The organism is Natronorubrum tibetense GA33, assembly GCF_000383975.1.
GTDB classification, from domain to species: domain Archaea; phylum Halobacteriota; class Halobacteria; order Halobacteriales; family Natrialbaceae; genus Natronorubrum; species Natronorubrum tibetense.
Genome location: NZ_KB913019.1, coordinates 187909 through 207378, shown reverse-complemented (window position 1 = coordinate 207378; position 19470 = coordinate 187909). Strand labels below are relative to the sequence as shown.

The following is a 19470-nucleotide window of genomic DNA, read 5'->3' as shown; positions in this document are numbered from 1 at the left end:
AGTTCAGCCTGGAGACAGATCGTCCAACCGATCAATGGTGGCCGCTGCAGTGTGCATCTCTCGCCATACCACTATCCGCTGGTATTCGGTTTATGCGCTATCTATCAGTATCAGTGAACAAGCAATGCCATCTATTCACCGCCGGATATCCGTTCGGTGTCGACCATCACGACATTCTCAGGTGCTGTGTGAGATTCTCCGTCGCCCACGGACCCAATGGCAGACTACTCGAGGACGCCGAACTGTCCCGGAACCGAAACCGGCCGCGGAGGAGCAATGAGGGGGCTTCGCCCCGCGGCGATCGTCTTTGTCATCGCGGTGAGTGCCTTCACTGGCGGACTCATCGGGACGGCAGCGTCCGATCCGGTCGATCACGGCATGAACCTTGAGGGAACCGTCGTCGATGTGCACGCACACTCTCCATTGGATGTCCCGATCGAGGATGCGAGCCTCATCCTCGTTTCACCCGATGGGACCGAAGACGAGGTGCAGACGGACGAGAACGGCGCATTCACGTTCGAGGACGTGCCCGGAACCGGAGAGGAGTACGAACTCGAAGCGACCGCAGAGGGCTACGAGGCGAACGCCACGACCGTCACCGTCGACGACGATGTCGACGACGTTGTCATTGGACTTGAGGGCAACGCAACCGTGAGCGGCCAGATTACAGATACCACGTTCGAAACTGGCGTGCCCAATATCGACGTGTCGGCCGAAAACGGCGCGGGAACGTATACCAGCGAAACGAACGAGGGAGGATCATACGCGATCGCCGTGCCCGGAACGGGCGAGGAGTACACTGTGGGCGCCGATCCCGACGGCTGGGGCGAGAACTCGATGACGACGGCGTCAATCGGTGATGGCGAGGACGTCACCGGCGTCGACCTCGAGCTCACGGGCGATGCGGACGTAGGGGTGTCCTGGAAAGATAACCGTACGGATGAGCGACTCGAGGGAGTCACAGTGACAGTCGAGAGCGAAAGCTTGGGGGAAACGGCGTTTACGGGCGATGGCTTCGATCGGATAGAGTTCAACGTTCCCAGCGGGCCGCTCTACCCGCTGACCGGCTCGAAAGACGGATACAGGGATCGCACAATCCCCATGACTCCGGGCCCCGTTCTAAATTACGCGATAGGCGGCAACGCCGAACTCACCGGCTCGGTCACCGACGGCGAGAGCGGCGGCGGAGTCGAAGGCGCGACCGTCACTGCCGAAAACGGCGCAGGTGCGTACAGTGCAACGACCAACGCGGATGGCAGCTACGAGGTCGACGTGCTTCCCGGCGGTCAAGACTACGAGGTGACGATCGAGAGAGATGGGTACGAACCAGTTACCACCTCCGAAGAGAGCATCACGGACGAAGCCGACCACGAACTCGACGCCGAACTGGCAGGCGACGCCGCAATCGACGTGGACGTCGTCTCCGAACGCACCGGAGACGGACTCGAGGACGTGACAGTCAAGGCAGTTGGCTCCGACGGCGCAGGACCGTACACGGGATCGACCGCTGACGACGGTTCGGTCCCGTTCGAGGCCGTCTCGAGCGATGACACGTACGATCTCGAGATTTCGAAGGACGGCTACGACATGGTGACAATCGAGGGTGTCGACCTCGAGCCGGGCGAGACTGCCGAACTCGAGGCCACGCTCGAGTACTCGGCATCGATCGATGGCACGGTGGCCGACCGACTCACCGGCGAGCCGATCGAGGCTGTGGACCTCGAGGTCACCGAGAATGCGACCGGGACGACGTTCACTATCGAGAGTGCGACGGACGCCGACGGGGAGTACGACGTGGCCGTCCCGGGCTATATGGACATCGATACGACGTACGACGTGTCGGCCTTTGCCGACGGCTACGAAGCCGAGACCAAACGCGGCGAAGCAGTGCTGCGAGCCGGCAACAGCGAGACGATCGACGTCGACCTCCTGGAACCCGGCGAGGAAACCGTCTCCGGAGCGGTAACCGACGCGGTGACTGATGAACCGATCGCCAACGCGAACGTTACGCTCGAGATCGACGACGAGCGTGTCGACGCCAACTTGGCCTACGAGACCGAGACGAACGCCGACGGCAGCTACGAGCTGACCGAGGTCGTCGGCGGCTACGACTACACGCTCACCGCCGAAGCCGACGGCTTCGACGCCGGGACGGAATCCATTCGCGTCGACGGGACCGAGGAGGTCGACGTCGCGCTGGCCGGAAACGGCGCACTCGAACTCGACGTCGTCGGCGAGCAGTTCGGCGACGGCCTCGAGGGTGCGACCGTCGAAGCGACGCCGGTCGACGGCGATGGCACCTACGCAGGAAGCCACGACGGGGGCGGCACTTATACCGTCACCGAGCTGCCGAGCGGCGTCGAGTACGCCGTCGTCGTGGCGGCGGCTGGCTACGAGCTGGTCGAGTTCGACGTACTCATCGAGGAGCCCGGAGTCACGACACCGTCCGAGCCGGTCTCGCTCGACGGCGACGCCACGCTCGAGGTAAATGCCATTGATTCGCTCACCGACGAGGGCCTCGAGGACGTCTCGCTGACGATCGAGCGCGATGACGACGGTGCACAGTTCGAACCGGCGGAGACGACCGGCGAAGACGGCACGCTCGGGGTCACGGTTCCCGGAACGAGCGACGAGTACGCCGTCACCGGGAATGCCACGGGCTACGAGAAGTCGACTGCCACGACGGACGAAGTCGACTCGGGTGCGACGGTCTCGGTTCCGATCGCGCTCGAGGGCGATTCGACCATCGAGGGAAGCGTAAGTGACCGGGTAACCGGCGACGCGCTCGGAGGGGCGACCGTGACAGCCGACGCGGACGGCACCGTCTCCGAAACGACGACCGACGCGAACGGCACCGTCTCCGAAACGACGACCGACGCGAACGGCACCTACGAGTTCACGGTCGTTCCGGGCGAGCGCGTCTACGAGATGACCTTCGAGGCGGACGGCTACCGATCCAACTCGACGAACGCCACGCCGTCGGCCGGGACGCTCGTGGTGGACCACTCGCTCTGGCTGGCCCACGAAGGTGAGGGTACGGACGAGGAGCCCTACCGGATCGCGAACGCGGCCGAACTGCAGGCGATCGGGGCGGAACTCGATGCCCACTACGTCCTCGAGGGAGACGTCGATGCCGCCGAGGCCGACGTTTGGCACGACGGCGACGGTTTCGACCCGATCGGCGACTCGGAGTCGCCATTTGCGGGCGAGTTCGACGGCGATGGTCACGTCGTCGAGGCCCTGACGATCGACCGACTAGACGAGGATGAAGTCGGCCTGTTCACTGCCATCGGCGGCCACGACTTCGAAGGCGAGGTTCGCGACGTCGGACTCGAGAACGCGTCTATCGTGGGCGGGTCGGATACCGGGGGGATCGTCGGTGCAAATTACGGTACCATCGCGCGGTCGTACGTGACCGGTGATGTTCACGGAAGTCAGCGAGTTGGCGGGCTGGTCGGGTGGAACGGGTACGAGGCGACCGTCTCCGACTCGTACGCGACCGCCGACGTCCGCGGCGACGGAGCCGTCGGTGGACTGGTCGGGCACAACCCTTCGTCCAATTCCAACCCCGGCACGATCGAACGATCGTACGCGGCCGGCGAAGTGAACGACGGGGACGAATCTGGTAGCGTCGGCGGACTCGTGGGCACCGGCGGCGACGTGACGGACTCCTACTGGGACACGCAGACCACGGGACAGTCCGACTCCAGCGGCGGGGAGGGCCTCGAAATCTGGCAGATGCACGGGAAAAACGCCACCGTGATCATGAACGGCTTCGCCTTTCCCGACACCTGGCACGCCACCGACCAGTACCCCACGTTCGCGTGGGAGGACACCGATCCCTTCTACTCGGTGGCCATTACTGAGACGAACGCCCCAGTCACCGAAGGGACGACCCTCAAGGTGACCGCAAACGTCACCAACTGGGGTGCAGACGGCGACCGGACTATCGAACTGGGTGATTTCGACGGCGACGAACAGGACACCGAAGCGGTCACACTCGAGAGCGGTGACACCGAAAAGCGTACCCTACGATGGGACACCGTAGTCAGTGACGCCGGGACGGGAAGCGTGACCGTGACGAGCGGCGACGACACCGACAGTGAGGTGGTGACCGTCGAAGCCATCCCCCAGCAGATCGACGCGACCGTAACCGTTGACGGGGCGGTTGCCGACAACAATGAAGAAGTCGAAATCGAGGTGACCGTCGCGGGCACGTTCGAAAACCCCGTCGAAGCGGCAACTGTCGAGGTAGACGACGCTGACGGGCTCGAAGATCTTACTGGTGAGACCAGTGAGACCGACTCAGACGGTAAGGCAGTGTTCACCGCGACCTCGAGTGACGCCGGTGTGTACACTCTCGAGTTCAGCGAGTCCGATGCGGGAACTGCAGACGCCACCGTAACGTTCGAATCAGGCGACCCTGCTGACGTTGCAATTGCTGCCAACCCCGCCAACGAGACAATCGTCGCCGACGGCGAGAACGCGATCACCTACACCGTCGCCATCACTGATATGAACGACAACGCGGTCGCAAACGTCGACGTAGAAGCCGATGGCAGTGATGGTACCGGTCTTTATCTCAACGGCGACGAGAAGACGACGACTGCATCTACCGACGCTGACGGCGAGGTTACCTTCGCGGTGAATTCGACGACGGCACAGGACGCCGTCGAAATCGTCTTTACCGAACAGCAGACTACAACCGACGCTACGGGATCTGTCACCGTCGAGCCCGGAGACGTAGCGTCGGTCGAACTCGATCCGGCCGCAGAGCAGACAATCGACGCTGGTGAGATGGTCGACTTCGAGGTGACCGCCTTCGATGAATTCGGGAATGTCGTCGAAGATGACGACGACGCATTCAACTGGACGAACGCAGACAATGGCACGTTCGAGGAAACTGCCGCTGGCGAATACGAGGTGGCTGCTGAACTGAACGAGATAGAATCCAGTCCGACAACGGTGTCCGTCGAAGCTGTGCCCTCCACCGGAAGCGGGGCAAGCAGTCCCAGCACGTCAGTAGACAGCGACCTGACGACATCGGTTCGCACTGTGGGTGATGAGCTTCGAGCAGACATCACTCCCTCCGTTAGCGACGGCGTCTCTGAATCACACCTCGAATTCAGCAATACTCGAACGATCGAACTCCGGTTCTTCACCGACGACACCGCAGACGAGGACCGCCCAGTAGCGACGACCGAACGATTCGCCATCGAGTTCACCGAGTCGATCGACACGGCGATGACGATCCGAGAGGGTAATGAACCGACCAGCGACGACACTCGTGACCTCGATCAGGGTCTCGAGGCAGTTGGCTACCTCCAGATCGCTACCGACTTCGAGCCCGACCAGTTCGACTCGGCGACGATCGAGTTCAGCGTGCCGAGCGAGGCGCTTGCGGTCGCCGACGGTGACGCAAACGCGGTCTCGCTGTACCACTTCGACCCCGACGCCGACGAGTGGCGACCACTCGAGACGACGGTGATCGACGAAACGGAAGACAAACTTCGCTTCAGTGCTGGTGTCGACAGCTTCTCGCAGTTTGCCATTGGTGTCGGACTACCTGACGTGGACGATGATGACTCGAGCGCTGATGAGATGGATGACGATGATCCGTCTGACGATGAGGACTCGAGCGCGCACGAGACTGACAGTGACAGCATGTCGGAAGACGTCGATGACGGGACACCCGGTTTCGGAGTTGGTGTCACGCTGCTGGCGATCGTCGTGTTTCTCGTCGCTGACCGTCAATTCCGAAACGGTAACAAGCACAATTAAGTTCGGTCACTCCGGGTACCCGCTGGCAATGACATCCTCCCCGGCGTGAACAGAGAGGGAGCTTCGCTCCCTCAAGCAGTCGGGCTATGCCCGACGACGGCGGGGTTTCCCGTACCGGGCGAGATCGTCTGGAGGACGATTCTCGGGGTTGTCGATGCATTCGTCCTCGGATACCTGTTCGGTCGGCTCTACAATCGACTGGTGGAGTGACATTCCAGTTTGAGCTCCCTATCCGTACCGTCCAATTCGGCTGATCGATCAATTCGAAGCTGACGAACGGCACTTGAACAGTGGAGCGGTCTGAAAATCAGTAAGTTGGTCTGACGGAGGTATCGGTTACGCCAGCACCGACGAATATATTTTGCACGGATACTTGATAATATCAATTGCTTTGAACCTAAACAGAGCTTCGGACTTCGAAACCCCAGCTAGACCATCGGCCCGTCGCCGACGGTGGGATTCTCGAGGACGTAGGCGACGAGACGATCGACGTAAGACTCGAACGGTGGTACCTCGAACCCGCTTCCCTCGAGCGCCTGCATCGTCTTCGGACAGGCGTACCGCGTCGGATGGTCGAGGTAGTCTAAGGTAGCGGGCTCGAGCGGCAGCGATGACGAGAGCCGGCTCGACACCGTTCGTGCGATCGGTTTCGTCGTTGGCAGCGTGACGGTGCGGTGACCGGCCGCCTCGGCAAGGACGTCGACGAACCGCGGGACGGCCAGCGGCGCGGGATCGCAAAGCTGGTAGACCTCGTCGACAGTCTCCTCGCGGGCGCTGAGATAAGCGATCGCATCGACGACGTAGTCCCTGGGAACGACGTTTAGCTCGGCGTCGCTCGAGTCCGGCAGCGTAAACGCCACCGAGAGCCAGTCGGGTTGGGCCAGCAAGAGGCGAAGCAGATAGTAGGGGCCGTCGTACTTGTCGGTCTCGCCCGTCCGGCTGTCGCCGACGACGATCGCGGGCCGGTAGATCGTCGCGGGCAGGCCGGCATCCATCCGGTCCTGGACCGCGACCTCCGCGCGGTACTTGGTTTCCTCGTAGTGGTTGTTGAACGTCTGGCCCTCCCGCAGGTGGTCCTCGGTGAACACGCCATCGTACCGGCCGCTGACGTAGCAGGTGCTGACGTAGTGGAACCGATCCACGTCGTGGCCGTCGGCGAACTCGAGGACGTGTTCGGTTCCCCGGACGTTGACCGCTTCCGCCAGGTCGCGGTCGACGGCGAGGTCGTAGACGGCTGCGAGGTGGTAGAGTTCGCGAACGTCCGCGAACGACTCCTCGCCCAGTCCGAGGTCGGGTTCGGTGATATCGCCCTCGTAGAGCCGAACCGCGTCGTCGTCGACCCTGTCGATTCCGGCGGTGATTTCCCGCGCTCGCCGGCGTGCGGTCTCGAGGTACTGCGGTTGGACGAGACAGGCGACCGGTCCGTCGCCGCGGGCGAGGACGCGCTCGAGCAGTGCCGAGCCGAGAAAGCCCGGGAAGCCGGTGAAGAAGACTTCGGTGTCGCTCACGGCAACCACCTGGTGAGTCGCCGCTGAAGCTTCGTCAGTCCGATCATAAAGCGCGCGAACCAGCGCGGCGAGACGCCCGGCGGCGCGTCCAGCGGGCCGATCCGCGAGGTCGCGACCGTCCGGGCCTCGACGTACCGCTGGAGTCCCTCAGGGCCGTGACGACGGCCGAGTCCCGAGTCGCCGAAGCCGCCCATCGGCGCGTCCGTCGCCGCCCAGCCGACGGTGTACGGATCGTTGATGCAGACGGTGCCACAGTCGATCTCGCGGGCGACCGCACGGCCGCGCTCGCGGTCGCCTGTCCAGACGCTGGCGTTCAGACCATACTCGGTGTCGTTCGCCCGTTCGATCGCTTCGTCGACACTCGAAACGGGATGGACGGAGACGACGGGACCGAACGTCTCCTCGCAGGCGACCCGCGAGTCAGGGTCGACGTCCGTCAGGATCGTCGGCTCGTAACAGAACGGGCCGACGTCGGGACGGGTGCGGCCACCCGAGAGCAGCGATGCGCCGTCCGCGACCGCGCTCTCGACGTGCTCGCGGACGCTGTCGAGGTGATCGCCGTCGATCAGCGAACCGATATCGGGACCGTAGTCGAACTCGAGACCGACTTCGAGACGCCGCGTGGCGCCGACGAAGGCGTCGAGGAACTCGTCGTACCGTCGTTCGTCGACGTAGATCCGTTCGGGAGCGAGACAGAGCTGCCCTGCGTTGGTGAACGCACCCTTGACCGCGCCGCGAGCGGCCGTCTCTGGATCGGCGTCGTCGAGGACGAGCATCGGGTTCTTCCCGCCGAGTTCGAGCGAGCAGCCGATCAGGTTCCGGCCGGCCTGCTCGGCAACCGTTCGACCCGTCTCGGTGCCGCCGGTAAAGGCGATGTAGTCGACTTCGTCGATCAGCGAGGGACCCACTGTCGCCCCTTCGCCGGTAACGATCTGGAACAGGTCGTCCGGCAGACCAGCCTCCGCCAGCAGCTCCGCGAGCGCCAGCGCGATAAACGACGTGCGCTCGTCGGGTTTACAGACGACGGCGTTGCCGGCGAGCAGGGCAGGAATCGCGTCGGTCATCGCGAGCGTCAGCGGGTAGTTCCACGGCGATATCACGCCGACGACGCCGACGGGATCGTGCGTGATCGTCGCGTCCGAGGCCAGCGGAATCGCACCCGACCGGTCTGCGTCCGCGAGTATCGAGGGCCCGTTCGCCGCGTAGTACGAACACGTCAGCGGGACATCGAGTATCTCTTCGAGGGCGTGGTGACGGGACTTTCCGGTCTCGAGTTGCACCACGTCGAGCAACTCCCCACGGCGTTTCAGTACGAGGTCTCCGAACCGCTCGAGGATCGCCATTCGCTCGTCGACCGTCGCCCGTTCCCAGCCGGTCTGGGCCGAACGAGCACGTTCGACCGCAACCGCGACGTCGTCGGCCGTACAGGCCGGGATCGCTCCGATCGGTTCGTCAGTGACCGGCGTCCGAACCTCGAGCGACGGCCTCTTTTCGGGCGTCTCGATGCGAGCCGTCAGCCGCTCGAGGCGCCCGCTCTCGAGGGTCGTCTCCTCGACGATCCGCGATCCACCCGTCCGTGTCATGACTCCATTCTCGGCCCGAGAGCACCTGTAGTTTTGGTTAGAAGAAGTTGCGAGAGTCTCGCCCTTCGAGACGTCTCGATCATCGCCGAAAGGGCGCTCCTCGGCGATGAGGGTGTCGAGGCAAAACTGGCTCGTGGGTCTTCAAACTGCGTGAGCAGTGGCGCACGTTCTGAAACGCCGGTGATCCCCCGTGTCACATCACCGAGGGTATCTCTTCCTGTCGGATTCGAGGAGGCATTCCGCGAGTGAGCCGAGGCGCTAGACGATCCGGAAGAACTGAGCGGAACCGACGAGAGCGAGAGGATCGACATAACTTCCCCAATGAAGCGGGAGATTTGGGTCATGGACAACTCGATTCTCCCGTTTCAACTCCTTTGATTTAGTTGCCTATCTCGACGCTGTATAGTGGTTCAACAGAGCCGTTAGACGCGAACTCCCGTACAGTGGTAAAGTCATGGTTGCAAACCTGAAACTCCCACCGCTCGAGATTCCTGCGTCTTCAGGCGCAGGAGGATGTCAATCGTTCCGTTGCGTAACTGACGCACGTTCCGAGCATCGCACACGTTTTCTCCAGTTGTACGTCAGCATCCGTTTGCTGCCACGAGAATGAATCTTGAACGGAGCCTGGCTAACAACGACTCAACGTGCTCGACAGCGTCAACAATGTCTTCAAGTCCCACCCACGAATACCTCCTGTTTCACCGTGCCGAGAGCCGGATTGTCGTGAAGCGTGATCCCTTCTACGAGTACGTCACGAATTTGGTCATGCGTTACTACTGAGTCGCGCGTCTCGACCACGATGTGCGGTTCGAATTGATTCCCACCGAACTATTCCGACGTGACATGTTCTTCAATGCCGTGAGCCGCTCGTTGCGCTGCCATTCGATCATCATCGACAATGGAGGATATGTCGATATCGCTAGTCGAGGCAACCGCAAAGACCGTACCGCTTGAGGAGAGCGAATACGAGACAGACCTCCTAATCGAAAGCTCTGACAACACGTACGCTGTGTTCGACGAGTTCAATGAGATCAGCTACTGCAGTCCTGATCAAGGATCCTACCCTCCTGAGGTCGGTGAGTAACTGCTTTGTGAGATACTGGAACTCACTGATCATGTTCTGAGAAGGCATTTCCAGCATCCTCTGCCATCTCTTTCGCTTCGATATGTGAATATGACTCGCGAACGACCTCCTCACTGTTATCTAAGAGTCGGGCAGCAGCGGTGAATCCGCGCTGGCGAACCATCACCTCTCCAGCGCCACGGCGTCCTCCGTGAGGGGCGAGATAGCCATGTTTTCCCTCGAGCTCGAGATCCGCTCCCTCGCAGAGTCGGCGCATAATCCTCCGAGCACCGTCTGTATTGATCGAAGTCGGTGGGAGATTGTATTCGCGCAGGGCTTCGAGCACATCGGTCTGTCCGGTGAGTTCATCAACGAACGTTTCGATATCGTCGGTCGACCAGCCGTGAACGTCTTGTAACCCGGTCCGAAGCGTCTCGTAGAGTGAGGGCAGGTGAAACGTCGGAAACACTGGCCAGTCATCGCTAGCTGGATCAAGTATATTTCTGTATCGTAGCATGGGATTTATAGCCTGTTTCGTTAGCGACCGATCGGACCAATCCTGCTTTTTAGCAAGAACGGTCATCTTCCGATCCTCGAGGGAAACGTCGCCCCACCGAAGCCCGTTTCGCCGATTATCCTTTGGGTCCGCGAAGATTTCCCCGCCCCGCACCCCCGAGTAGCAGAGGACATAGACAAGAGTTCGATCGCGGAACTCTTTGATCGCACCAAATCCCTTCTCATCTGCTGCATCGTGAGCTTGTTCGTCGACGTGACGAGTGATCAGTAGCCGATGTTCATCGGTCCAGGCCTGTTGATCCCCCGATCGTCGCCCGTTGTTCTCTGGCAGTGGCTCCTTCGCGACGTTTCGCTGCGCGTAGTTCACCTCGAGAAGTCCTTCTCGCACGCACCACCCAATGTAGGCGCTCACCTGTGCGTAGTACGTTCTGATAGTTCCCGGCGTTAAATCACGGGCTGTGAGTTCGCGGGCGTATCGACGAAATGTCCTCTCATCTATCTCGCCGAACGTCATTCCCGATTGGGGATCTATCACAAGCCAATCAAGAAAGTCCTCGACGCAGCGTTCGAGATTTCGGCGGTAGTTCCCGCTTCCTTCACCCCCTTTCGACTTCGAGCGCAAGAACTCCTCAAGTGGTTCTGCGACTGGTGTCGATTCGGAATTCATGCGCGATCCCCCTCGAGAAGCCGTTTTCTGCTGAGATTCATCGTTCGTGATTCGTAGAGGGAGGCGACCATCATAAAACCACACTTGATTATTGGGCTAATCAAGTGTGTTATGGTCTACCGGCGATTCGGCGGATATCGATCGTTTACAGACAGAATGGGTACTAATTCAATATGTATAAATTCTATAGCGCGATATAAATTGGGTGGCGGTGAAGATTCAGCGCTTGGAAGAACGGCTTGTTCTCGTGAAGATATTAATCAAATGGCGTCTCCATTCGCTACTTCAATCCGCATTTGGTGTCGACTACCGGTAGAAAGCCAACAATAGAAGAAATAAGCTGAAACTATTCGCCGTCGACGTACGAGTTGACGCCACCATCTCCAACACTGGTAGCGCTCGTTGGACCGTGAATCGACTGTCTGAAGGGGCAACGATAGATATCGATGGCAGTGCTGGCGACGTGTCGATGGGTTCGATCGGTCGCCACCCCCGATTTTGTCACTCGGAGCTGGCGGCGTCGGTGTTGTGCTCGAGACCTGGATCGAGCGTCAGTCGATTGACTCCGAGCAGGTCGTAGGGGTCCGCGTCGTCCGCCATTGGTGACTCGTAGCCGTCCGCACCGCCTCGAGCCGGATTTTATCGTGTTCGACGAACCGATCTCGGCGCTCGACGTCTCCGTCCAGGCCCAGATCATCAACCTGATGAAGGATCTGCAGGCCGAGTACGACCTGACGTATCTCGTCATCGCACACAACCTCGACGTTATTCGACAGATAGCCGACCGGATCGCCATCATGTATCTCGGAAAGATCGTCGAAAGCGGTCCGACGGACGTGATCTTCGACAACCCGTCGCATCCGTACACGCAGAAACTCCTGGACAGCCTGCCACGAACTTCGATCGACGAGAGACATCGTGAAGTCGCGCCGATCGCCGGCGACGTCCCGTCTCCCCGCAACCCGCCCGAGAGCTCTCGGTTTCACACCCGATGTCCGTATGCACGGAAAACGTGTACGGAGGCCTCGCCGATGTACGAACTCGGCGATACTCACCGGAAGGCGTGTTATCGGACTGGCAACGACCACGAGTACTGGGACGCCGACGAACTCGGTGACGGAAGTCCACAGTTGCAGCGCTGATTTCAGCTGTTCATCGGCTGTTTCCGCATGTGCGTTACTAACAAGCAGTTTGAAAATAAAATTGTTCGCCGCATTCTCTGTTAGCAGATACGTTCGGCACCGTTTCGTTTTCCGTCTTTTTAACTCTGAAATCGAGGCCGCAGTGCTGACAGGCGTAGTTCAGTGAGTTACCGCAATCGGCGGGGAACGAAGCGTCCTCGCTGTCGTGTTTCTCGAGTAACTCTGCGAAGAATGAGTCCGCAGCCACCTTGTTTTTGGCCGATTCGAGCGTTATATGTGTCGATATGTCGTTTCAGGTCCGGAACGAGCACACAACCAATACTGCTCGTCATCGAATCGGATCGGGGTTTCGTCGGCTACGACGCGATCCGGACTCCGTAAAGAATCGGATTGTAGCGCGGCTTTGCGAGCCCAGTACCGAACGGCCGACCGCACTCGTCTGACCCACACCTCTAAATAATTTGACTATCATTCAAAATAGAGGAGTCTGTCAAATGCTGTCAGATACTGAGCCATCGGCGGTCGCGGTGGTACTTTTCGTACCACAAGACATTGGGGGTAGCCGTGCAATATTTTTGGAGCGACAGCTATCGGCCGGTAGCGCTGTCCGGCACGCCGGCTACGTGACGTCGATCGCTATGCATATCGCCTCGTCCCGAGTTTGCACACGGACGGCTCTCGACGACCGACTTACGACTACCTCATTCGGCCAGCGGAACGCCGTCCTCGTAGCGTGGCAGGTACTGCCCGTCCCCGCCTTCGGCGAGCACGTCGTTGTGCTCGACGACGAGTTCGCCGCCCTTGATCGTGTGCGTCGGCGCACCGGTGAGTTCGCGGCCGAACGCGGAACACCAGCGGTTGTCCAGTCCGTAGAGGTAGTCCTCGTCGACGGTGAACGATTTCGTCAGGTCGACGATCACGGCGTCGGCGTCCGCACCCTCGACGAGCGCGCCCTTCCGCGGATAGATGCCGAACCGCTTCGCGTTGTTCGTCGAGCAAACCTCGACCATCCGCTCCATCGAGATCCGGTTCTTGTTCACGCCCTCGCTGAGCATGAGCGGGAGGAACGTTTGCAGTCCCTGATCGCCCGGCGGCGAGTCCCAGACGCTCCCGTCTCGCGGTCCTTTGAACTCGAGTTGGTACGGACAGTGGTCGGTGCCGACGTTCTGGAACGTGCCGTTGCGAAGCGCCTTCCAGAGCGCTTCCTGATCCTCCTTGTAGCCGATCGGCGGCGAGATCTTCCCCCAGAGACCGACGTCCTCGTCCTCGCAGTGGTTGGCGAGGAAACTCGGCAGGGTCTCCCCGTAGAGGTTGACGCCGCGCTCCTGATATCGGGAGAGGGCGTCGAGCGTCTCTTCCATGCTGTTGTGAACGACGTACGAGGTCGCGCCGGTGTGTTCGGTGAGCATGCCGATCTGTTCGATCTGCATCGCCTGGCTGATGCCCGGCGAGGCGTCGGCCCACGCGCTGAGGTCGTCTCGGCCGGCTTCTTGCATCTCCTCGACTTTCACCGGACCGAGATCATCGTTCTCGGCGTGGAACATTACGACCGCGTTTTCCATCTCGGCCGTCTTCTTCAGGACGGTGTAGACGCGGCCGGCGTCGGAATGTCCGATCCCGAGTTCGGGGGCGGACGTCTTGTACATGTTGAAGAACAGTTTGAACGAGCGGATCCCCTCCGCGGCGAGATCGTTGATCTCGTCGATGTGATGATCCTGGTGAACGATCGCGTGGAATCCGAAGTCGATGTAGGACTCCTGTTCGCCGGTCTCGACGAAAAAGTCCATGTCGGGGACGTACGGCTCCTCCTGCAGGAGGAACGTAAAGAACGACGTCACGCCACCGGCGAGACACGCTTTGGTCTCCGTCTCCATGTCGTGTTCGTACTGGGTATGATAGTCGTTCTCGTACCGTGAGATTCCCATGTGGTTGTGCGGACAGATGAACCCCGGAATGAGGTAGTTCCCCTCGGCGTCGATCGTCCGTTCGGCTTCGGGGAGGGACTCCTCCGATCCGATCGCGGTGATCTTCCCGTCTGCGGCAGCCATTCCGCCAGGTATCGTTCCGGATGGTGTCACGACACGCGCGTTAACGACCCGGATGGTAGACTCTACCATACTGTGTACAGACAGCAACCGATGACTTAACTGTAGAGGACGGTCGGCTGCGACGAGGGGGAGGTCGTTGCCCCGCTTTTCGGTTTCAGTAGGAAGCTGTCGCCCCCGGCGACGTGAACAGTTATGCCGTCGCTGCGGGACTATCGTGTATGGGTCGATTGAACGGAACGACGGCGCTAGTGACGGGAGCGAGCAAGGGTATCGGACGCGGCATCGCCCAGGAGTTGGCGGCGGAAGGCGCGACGGTCGGCGTCAACTACCCCCCACAGGAGGGCTCGACGCACGCTGATGAGGTGGTCGAGACGATCGAATCGAACGGCGGGACGGCGCACGCGTTCGAAGCCGACGTGAGCGACGCCGACGACGTCGAGTCGATGATCGAGGCGGTCGAATCCGCGTTCGGCACGATCGATGTCCTCGTCAACAACGCGGGAATCCTGACCCAGTCGCGCCTCGAGTCGATGCCGATCGACATGTGGGATGAAACGATCGCGGTCGACCTTCGCGGAACCTTCCTCCCGATCCGTTTCGCCCTCCCGGGAATGCTCGAGTCGGGCAGCGGCTCGATCATTAACGTAGCCTCGCAGCTCGGCATCGTCGGCGGCGAGGAACTGGTCCACTACTCGGCCGCGAAAGGCGGCGTGATCAGTATGACACGAGCGCTCGCCCGGGAGGTGTCGCCGACGGTCCGAGTCAACGCCGTCGCGCCGGGGCCGGTCCAGACCGAGCTTTTGGACGACATCAGCGAGGAGTGGCGCGAGGCGAAGGAGGCCTCGCTCCCGATGGGTCGGCTCGGCGAGGTCGAAGATATCACGCCGACGGTGGTCTTTCTCGCGTCCGACGAGAGTAGCTATTACACCGGCCAGACGCTCAGTCCCGACGGTGGGGACGCAATGCACTAGGGTCGCGGAGGTAGTCGACTACTTCTTCGAACGGCCTGACGTCGCCGTACTTCGCGTGGATATCGAAGAGATTCGCCTCGTGGGGTTCCGGCGCGCGGTCGCCCACGCTCTCCTCGGGGACGATCACGCGGAACCCGTGCGAACAGCCGTCGACGGCCGTCGCGCGGATGCAGCCGCTGGTCGTACAGCCGGCGACGACGAGCGTATCGACCCCCCATGCGGTCAACATCGAGTGGAGTTCGGTTTCGTGGAACGAACTCGCCTGCCGTTTCTCTAGCACGTGGTCGGTCTCTCGGAGATCGAGTCGCTCGTCGAGGTCGACCCACTCGGAGTCTGCGGCCAGCAACTCGAGCGTCGGAATCTTCTCGCCCCAGATTCCGAGGTCCGCGCCGTCGGGGTGGGAGGTAACGATTCGCGTCGCGACGACGGGACAGTCGGTCTCGTGTGCGGGGTCGAGAAGTTCGTTCGTGCGTTCGACGACGCTCGAGAGGTCCCCGCCGAGGACGCACGAAGGGTCGGTGAAGCCGCGTTGCAAGTCGACGACGATTAGCGCGGGTGAGTCGCCGTAGCCGACGAGCGTGTCCAGTCCTGCACGGTCGTATACCGCCGGTGTGTCTGGTGGCATGGAATGACGGAATCCGCTTCGGTTGATGGCAGCCTGCTCGCCCGAATCGGATACGCCAATATCGACCGAAGCAATAAAAAAGATTTCCCCACGGTTGTATCAAAACCGACGGCAGCGATGCCGAAGTATATGTTGGACGAGTGGTGTTTCACGACATTCACACAGCGAAACGATCATTTAGTAATGGGTCATACTAGCATTCAACATGGATGCAGGTGATACGCAGCTGTCGTCTGTCAAGTCGGTCGATAGACTGTTCGAGATCATCGACGTCCTCGACGAACTCGACGGTGCGCGCGTTACCGAGGTGGCGGAGTTGCTCGAGATGCCAAAGAGCACCGTTCACGGCCATCTCTCGACGATGCACCAGCACGGGTACGTCGTCAAAGAGGGCAACGAGTACTACCTCAGCCTCCAGTTTCTCCGACTCGGTGAACACGCACGATGGCGGAAACAGGCGTACAAGCTCGCCCACGAGAAGGTGACTCGGCTGGCCGACCGCACCGACGAACGCGCCCAGTTCATCATCGAAGAGCACGGGGAGGGGGTCTACGTCCACCGCGAGACGAGCGAACACGGCGTCGAAACCGACTCGAACATCGGCGAGAGCGTCCCGTTACACGCCACCGCGGCCGGAAAAGCGATTCTCAGCGCGCTTCCTGTCTCCTATGCCGACTCGCTGATCGAGGAGATCGAACTCGAGCGGTTTACCGAGCACACGATCACGGACCGCGACGAGCTTCACGAGGAGCTCCAGACCGCCCGGGATCGAAACTACGTGTTCAACAACGAGGAAAGCACGAAGGGGTTGAGTGCAGTCGGCGTACCAGTCTTGGAACAGTCGGGTGCGGTTCTCGGCGCGATCAGTGTCTCGGGGCCGACGTACCGAATGAACGGCGACTGGTTCACCGAGGAGATTCCGCTGATCCTCCTCGGAACGGCCAACGAACTCGAGCTCGATATCACCTTTTCATAAATATCACTTTCCCGTACCCCCAACACGGTCGCGTGTGCGGACAGGTTGCGATCACCACGTTGCGCTCGAGTGCGTGATTGCGTCCGTGTGAGCCGATTGAGCATGGTGGTTGTACACAAAGGCTTATCTACGATTCCCGAGACATAGCTGTATGCCGGTTGCGCTACAGCGAGAGCGATTTGTTTCGACGATGAAAGAGCAGGCCGAAATCGGCGGCACGGACGACGGTGGACTGCACCGTCTGGCACTTTCGGACGAGGACAAGCGGATCCGCGACTGGTTCGCAGATCAGCTCGCGGCGGAGGACATCACCGTTCGCATCGACGAGTTCGGAAACATGTTCGGACGCCGTGGGGGGACCGACCCCGACGCGAAGCCCGTGATGGTCGGCTCCCACCTCGACTCCCAGCCCTACGGCGGGATTTACGACGGCGCGCTCGGCGTCGTCGCCGCGCTGGAACTGGTTCGAACGCTCAATGACGAGGAGATCGAGACCGAACACCCCATCGAGATCGTCAACTGGACCAACGAGGAGGGCTCGCGCTTCCAGCCGGCGATGCAGGGCAGCGGCGTCTGGGCGGGCGCCCACTCGCTCGAGGAGGAGTACGCCAAGTCCGACGTCGACGGAAACGTGTTCGAGGACGAACTCGAGCGCATCGGCTACAAGGGCGAGGAACCCTGCGAGCCACAGGAGGAGTACGAGGCCTACCTGGAACTCCACGTCGAGCAGGGCCCCTACCTCGAGGAGAACGAGAAAGACGTCGGCGTCGTCACCGGAATCGTGGGCTTCACCTGGGGAGCAATCACGTTCCACGGCGAGGCCGATCACTCCGGCCCGACGCCGATGCACTACCGACAGGACGCGCTCGTCGCCGCGGCCGACGTGATCAGCCAGATCCGTCGCATTCCGAGCACACTGGGCGAGCGCACGGTCGGGACGACCGGCTACATCGACGCGAAACCGAACTCGATCAACATCATTCCCGATGAGGTCACGTTCACCTGGGGCTTCCGGGATCCGTCCGACGACGTGATCGAGGAGGCGCGCCGGCGCGTGCTCGAGGAGGCCGAGTGGGCCGCCGAGCGGGAGGGCGTCGAGTGGGAGTACGAGGATCGAATGCGCGCGCCGGCGGTCGAGTTCGCTGATGTATGCGTCGACGCGGTCCAGTCAGCCGCGGACGACCTCGAGTACGACAGCATGCGGATCTTCAGCGGTGCCGGCCACGACGCGACGCACATGCACAGCGTCTGTGACACGGGGATGGTGTTCGCGGTGAGCGAGAACGGGAAGAGCCACAACGAGTCGGAGTACACCTGCTGGGACGACTGTTACAGCGCGGCGTCGACGATCGCCAACGCTGCCGTCGACCTCGCCGGAGGTGTACAATGAGCGATCCGTCGTTCGATCGACTCGGTATCTGGAACTGGGAGAGCGAGAACGTCGCCGACGAGATCGAGTACGCGAAGTACGCCGAATCGAAGGGGTTCGACTCGGTCTGGCAGGGCGAGTCCCGGCTGGTCCGGGACGCCATGACGATCATGGGCGCGTACACGCAGGTGACCGATTCGATCAAGTTCGGGCCGGGCGTCACCAACTGTTACACGCGAAACGTCGCGTTGATGGCCCAGACGTTCTCGACGCTGCACGAACTGTCGAACGGCCGGGCGATGCTCGGCATCGGCGCGTGGTGGGATCCGCTCGCGAGCAAGGTCGGGATCGACCGCCAGAACGCCCTCCGGTACATGTGGGAGTACTGCACCGTCCTCAGCAAACTCCTCGATCTGGAGAACGTCACCTACGACGGCCAGTACATCCAGGTCGAGGACATCGAACTCGACCTGGTGCGGGCGAACGCCGATCCGCGAGCGGTGCCGATCTACATCGGCGCGACCGGGCTGACGATGAACAAAATGTCCGGCGAACTGGTCGGAAAGGGCGTCATCGACGGCGTCTACATGAACTACCTGATCCCGCCGGAGCACAACGAGATGGCGATGGAAAAGCTCACGGAGGGCGTCGAGAAACAGGGGGGAGAGATCGAGGACGTCGACCGACCACAGCTCATCGCCGTCTCGATGGACGAGGACGCGGACGTCGCCATCGACAACGCCCGCGGCCTCGTGACGCAGTACATCGGCCAGCAGCCACACATCACGAAGGCGTCGGGAATCGATCCCGAGGTCGGCGAACAAATCGGCGAGGAACTCGGTGGCTGGCCCGCCGACGCCGAAGACATCGAGCGCGCCAGCCGACTGGTCCCCGACGAGGTCGTCACCAATATCGTCGCGGCTGGAACGCCCGAGGACTGTGTCCAGAAGGTCGGCGACTACTGTGAGGCTGGCTGTACCGAGCCCTCGCTCTACTCTCTCGGGTCGAACATGAAGGAAGTGATCGACGTATTCGCCGAGTTCAAAGCTGAGTAAGCGACACGCGCTCGAGCCCGAATCGCCGCCAGATCCCGTTTATCGCCTCTTTTTCCGGTCCAACGCTACCGAACGAGAGCTGCCGCCGTGACGGTTGCAACGGCCGAAAATGCGCCGCAAAAACGGTTCGCGACCGAACGTCGGTCGGTGTTTCGTCAGAAACGAT

The 19470-nt window shown here is 61.3% G+C and carries 12 protein-coding genes; 7 read left to right on the top strand and 5 right to left on the bottom strand.

The window, feature by feature from the left end; all coding sequences use genetic code 11:
- Positions 1-276: 276 nt before the first annotated feature.
- Positions 277-5781: a carboxypeptidase regulatory-like domain-containing protein gene (locus tag NATTI_RS0122860; RefSeq protein ID WP_006091332.1), complete on the top strand. Its 5505-nt coding sequence runs from the start codon at positions 277-279 to the stop codon at positions 5779-5781.
- A gap of 428 nt (positions 5782-6209) precedes the next feature.
- Here the strand turns inward: NATTI_RS0122860 and NATTI_RS0122855 are convergent, their stop codons facing one another.
- Positions 6210-7298: an SDR family oxidoreductase gene (locus NATTI_RS0122855; RefSeq protein ID WP_006091331.1), complete on the bottom strand. Its 1089-nt coding sequence runs from the start codon at positions 7296-7298 to the stop codon at positions 6210-6212.
- The gene (locus NATTI_RS0122850) at positions 7286-8872 is read right to left on the bottom strand and encodes a succinic semialdehyde dehydrogenase (protein WP_019992190.1); all 1587 of its coding nucleotides are present in this window, start codon (positions 8870-8872) and stop codon (positions 7286-7288) included. The genes NATTI_RS0122855 and NATTI_RS0122850 overlap by 13 nt, the downstream gene beginning before the upstream one ends.
- An 898-nt stretch (positions 8873-9770) precedes the next feature.
- Between NATTI_RS0122850 and NATTI_RS0122840 the strand changes: the two genes are divergently transcribed.
- Positions 9771-9956, top strand: a complete 186-nt coding sequence (locus NATTI_RS0122840) for a hypothetical protein (protein WP_006091328.1) — start codon at positions 9771-9773, stop codon at positions 9954-9956.
- Between the two features lie 22 nt (positions 9957-9978).
- Here NATTI_RS0122840 and NATTI_RS0122835 read toward each other — a convergent pair whose 3' ends face one another.
- A complete protein-coding gene (locus tag NATTI_RS0122835; protein WP_006091327.1) occupies positions 9979-11118 on the bottom strand; it encodes a tyrosine-type recombinase/integrase in 1140 nt (379 codons plus the stop codon).
- 602 nt (positions 11119-11720) lie between these two features.
- Between NATTI_RS0122835 and NATTI_RS0122825 the strand changes: the two genes are divergently transcribed.
- Entirely contained in the window at positions 11721-12260 is a 540-nt protein-coding gene (locus tag NATTI_RS0122825) for an ABC transporter ATP-binding protein (RefSeq protein ID WP_338045773.1), read from the top strand.
- Between the two features lie 701 nt (positions 12261-12961).
- Here NATTI_RS0122825 and NATTI_RS0122820 read toward each other — a convergent pair.
- Positions 12962-14377, bottom strand: a complete 1416-nt coding sequence (locus NATTI_RS0122820) for a dihydroorotase (RefSeq protein ID WP_027119280.1) — start codon at positions 14375-14377, stop codon at positions 12962-12964.
- 149 nt (positions 14378-14526) lie between these two features.
- On the opposite strand from NATTI_RS0122820, the gene NATTI_RS0122815 reads away from it, so the two are divergent.
- A complete protein-coding gene (locus NATTI_RS0122815) occupies positions 14527-15279 on the top strand; it encodes an SDR family NAD(P)-dependent oxidoreductase (protein WP_006091324.1) in 753 nt (250 codons plus the stop codon).
- Here NATTI_RS0122815 and NATTI_RS0122810 read toward each other — a convergent pair.
- Positions 15248-15904: an isochorismatase family protein gene (locus NATTI_RS0122810; protein WP_006091323.1), complete on the bottom strand. Its 657-nt coding sequence runs from the start codon at positions 15902-15904 to the stop codon at positions 15248-15250. The two genes, NATTI_RS0122815 and NATTI_RS0122810, sit on opposite strands and share 32 nt — an antisense overlap.
- Before the next feature lie 205 nt (positions 15905-16109).
- Here NATTI_RS0122810 and NATTI_RS0122805 point away from each other — a divergent pair, with 205 nt between their 5' ends.
- The 3 genes from NATTI_RS0122805 (at position 16110) to NATTI_RS0122795 (ending at position 19304) form a co-directional block, all read left to right on the top strand.
- Positions 16110-16880: an IclR family transcriptional regulator gene (locus tag NATTI_RS0122805; protein WP_006091322.1), complete on the top strand. Its 771-nt coding sequence runs from the start codon at positions 16110-16112 to the stop codon at positions 16878-16880.
- A gap of 151 nt (positions 16881-17031) precedes the next feature.
- Positions 17032-18270, top strand: a complete 1239-nt coding sequence (locus NATTI_RS0122800) for a Zn-dependent hydrolase (protein ID WP_006091321.1) — start codon at positions 17032-17034, stop codon at positions 18268-18270.
- Positions 18267-19304, top strand: coding sequence for an LLM class flavin-dependent oxidoreductase (locus NATTI_RS0122795; RefSeq protein ID WP_006091320.1), 1038 nt, complete (start codon positions 18267-18269; stop codon positions 19302-19304). Before NATTI_RS0122800 ends, NATTI_RS0122795 begins: the two co-directional genes overlap by 4 nt.
- The last annotated feature ends 166 nt before the right edge of the window (positions 19305-19470 follow it).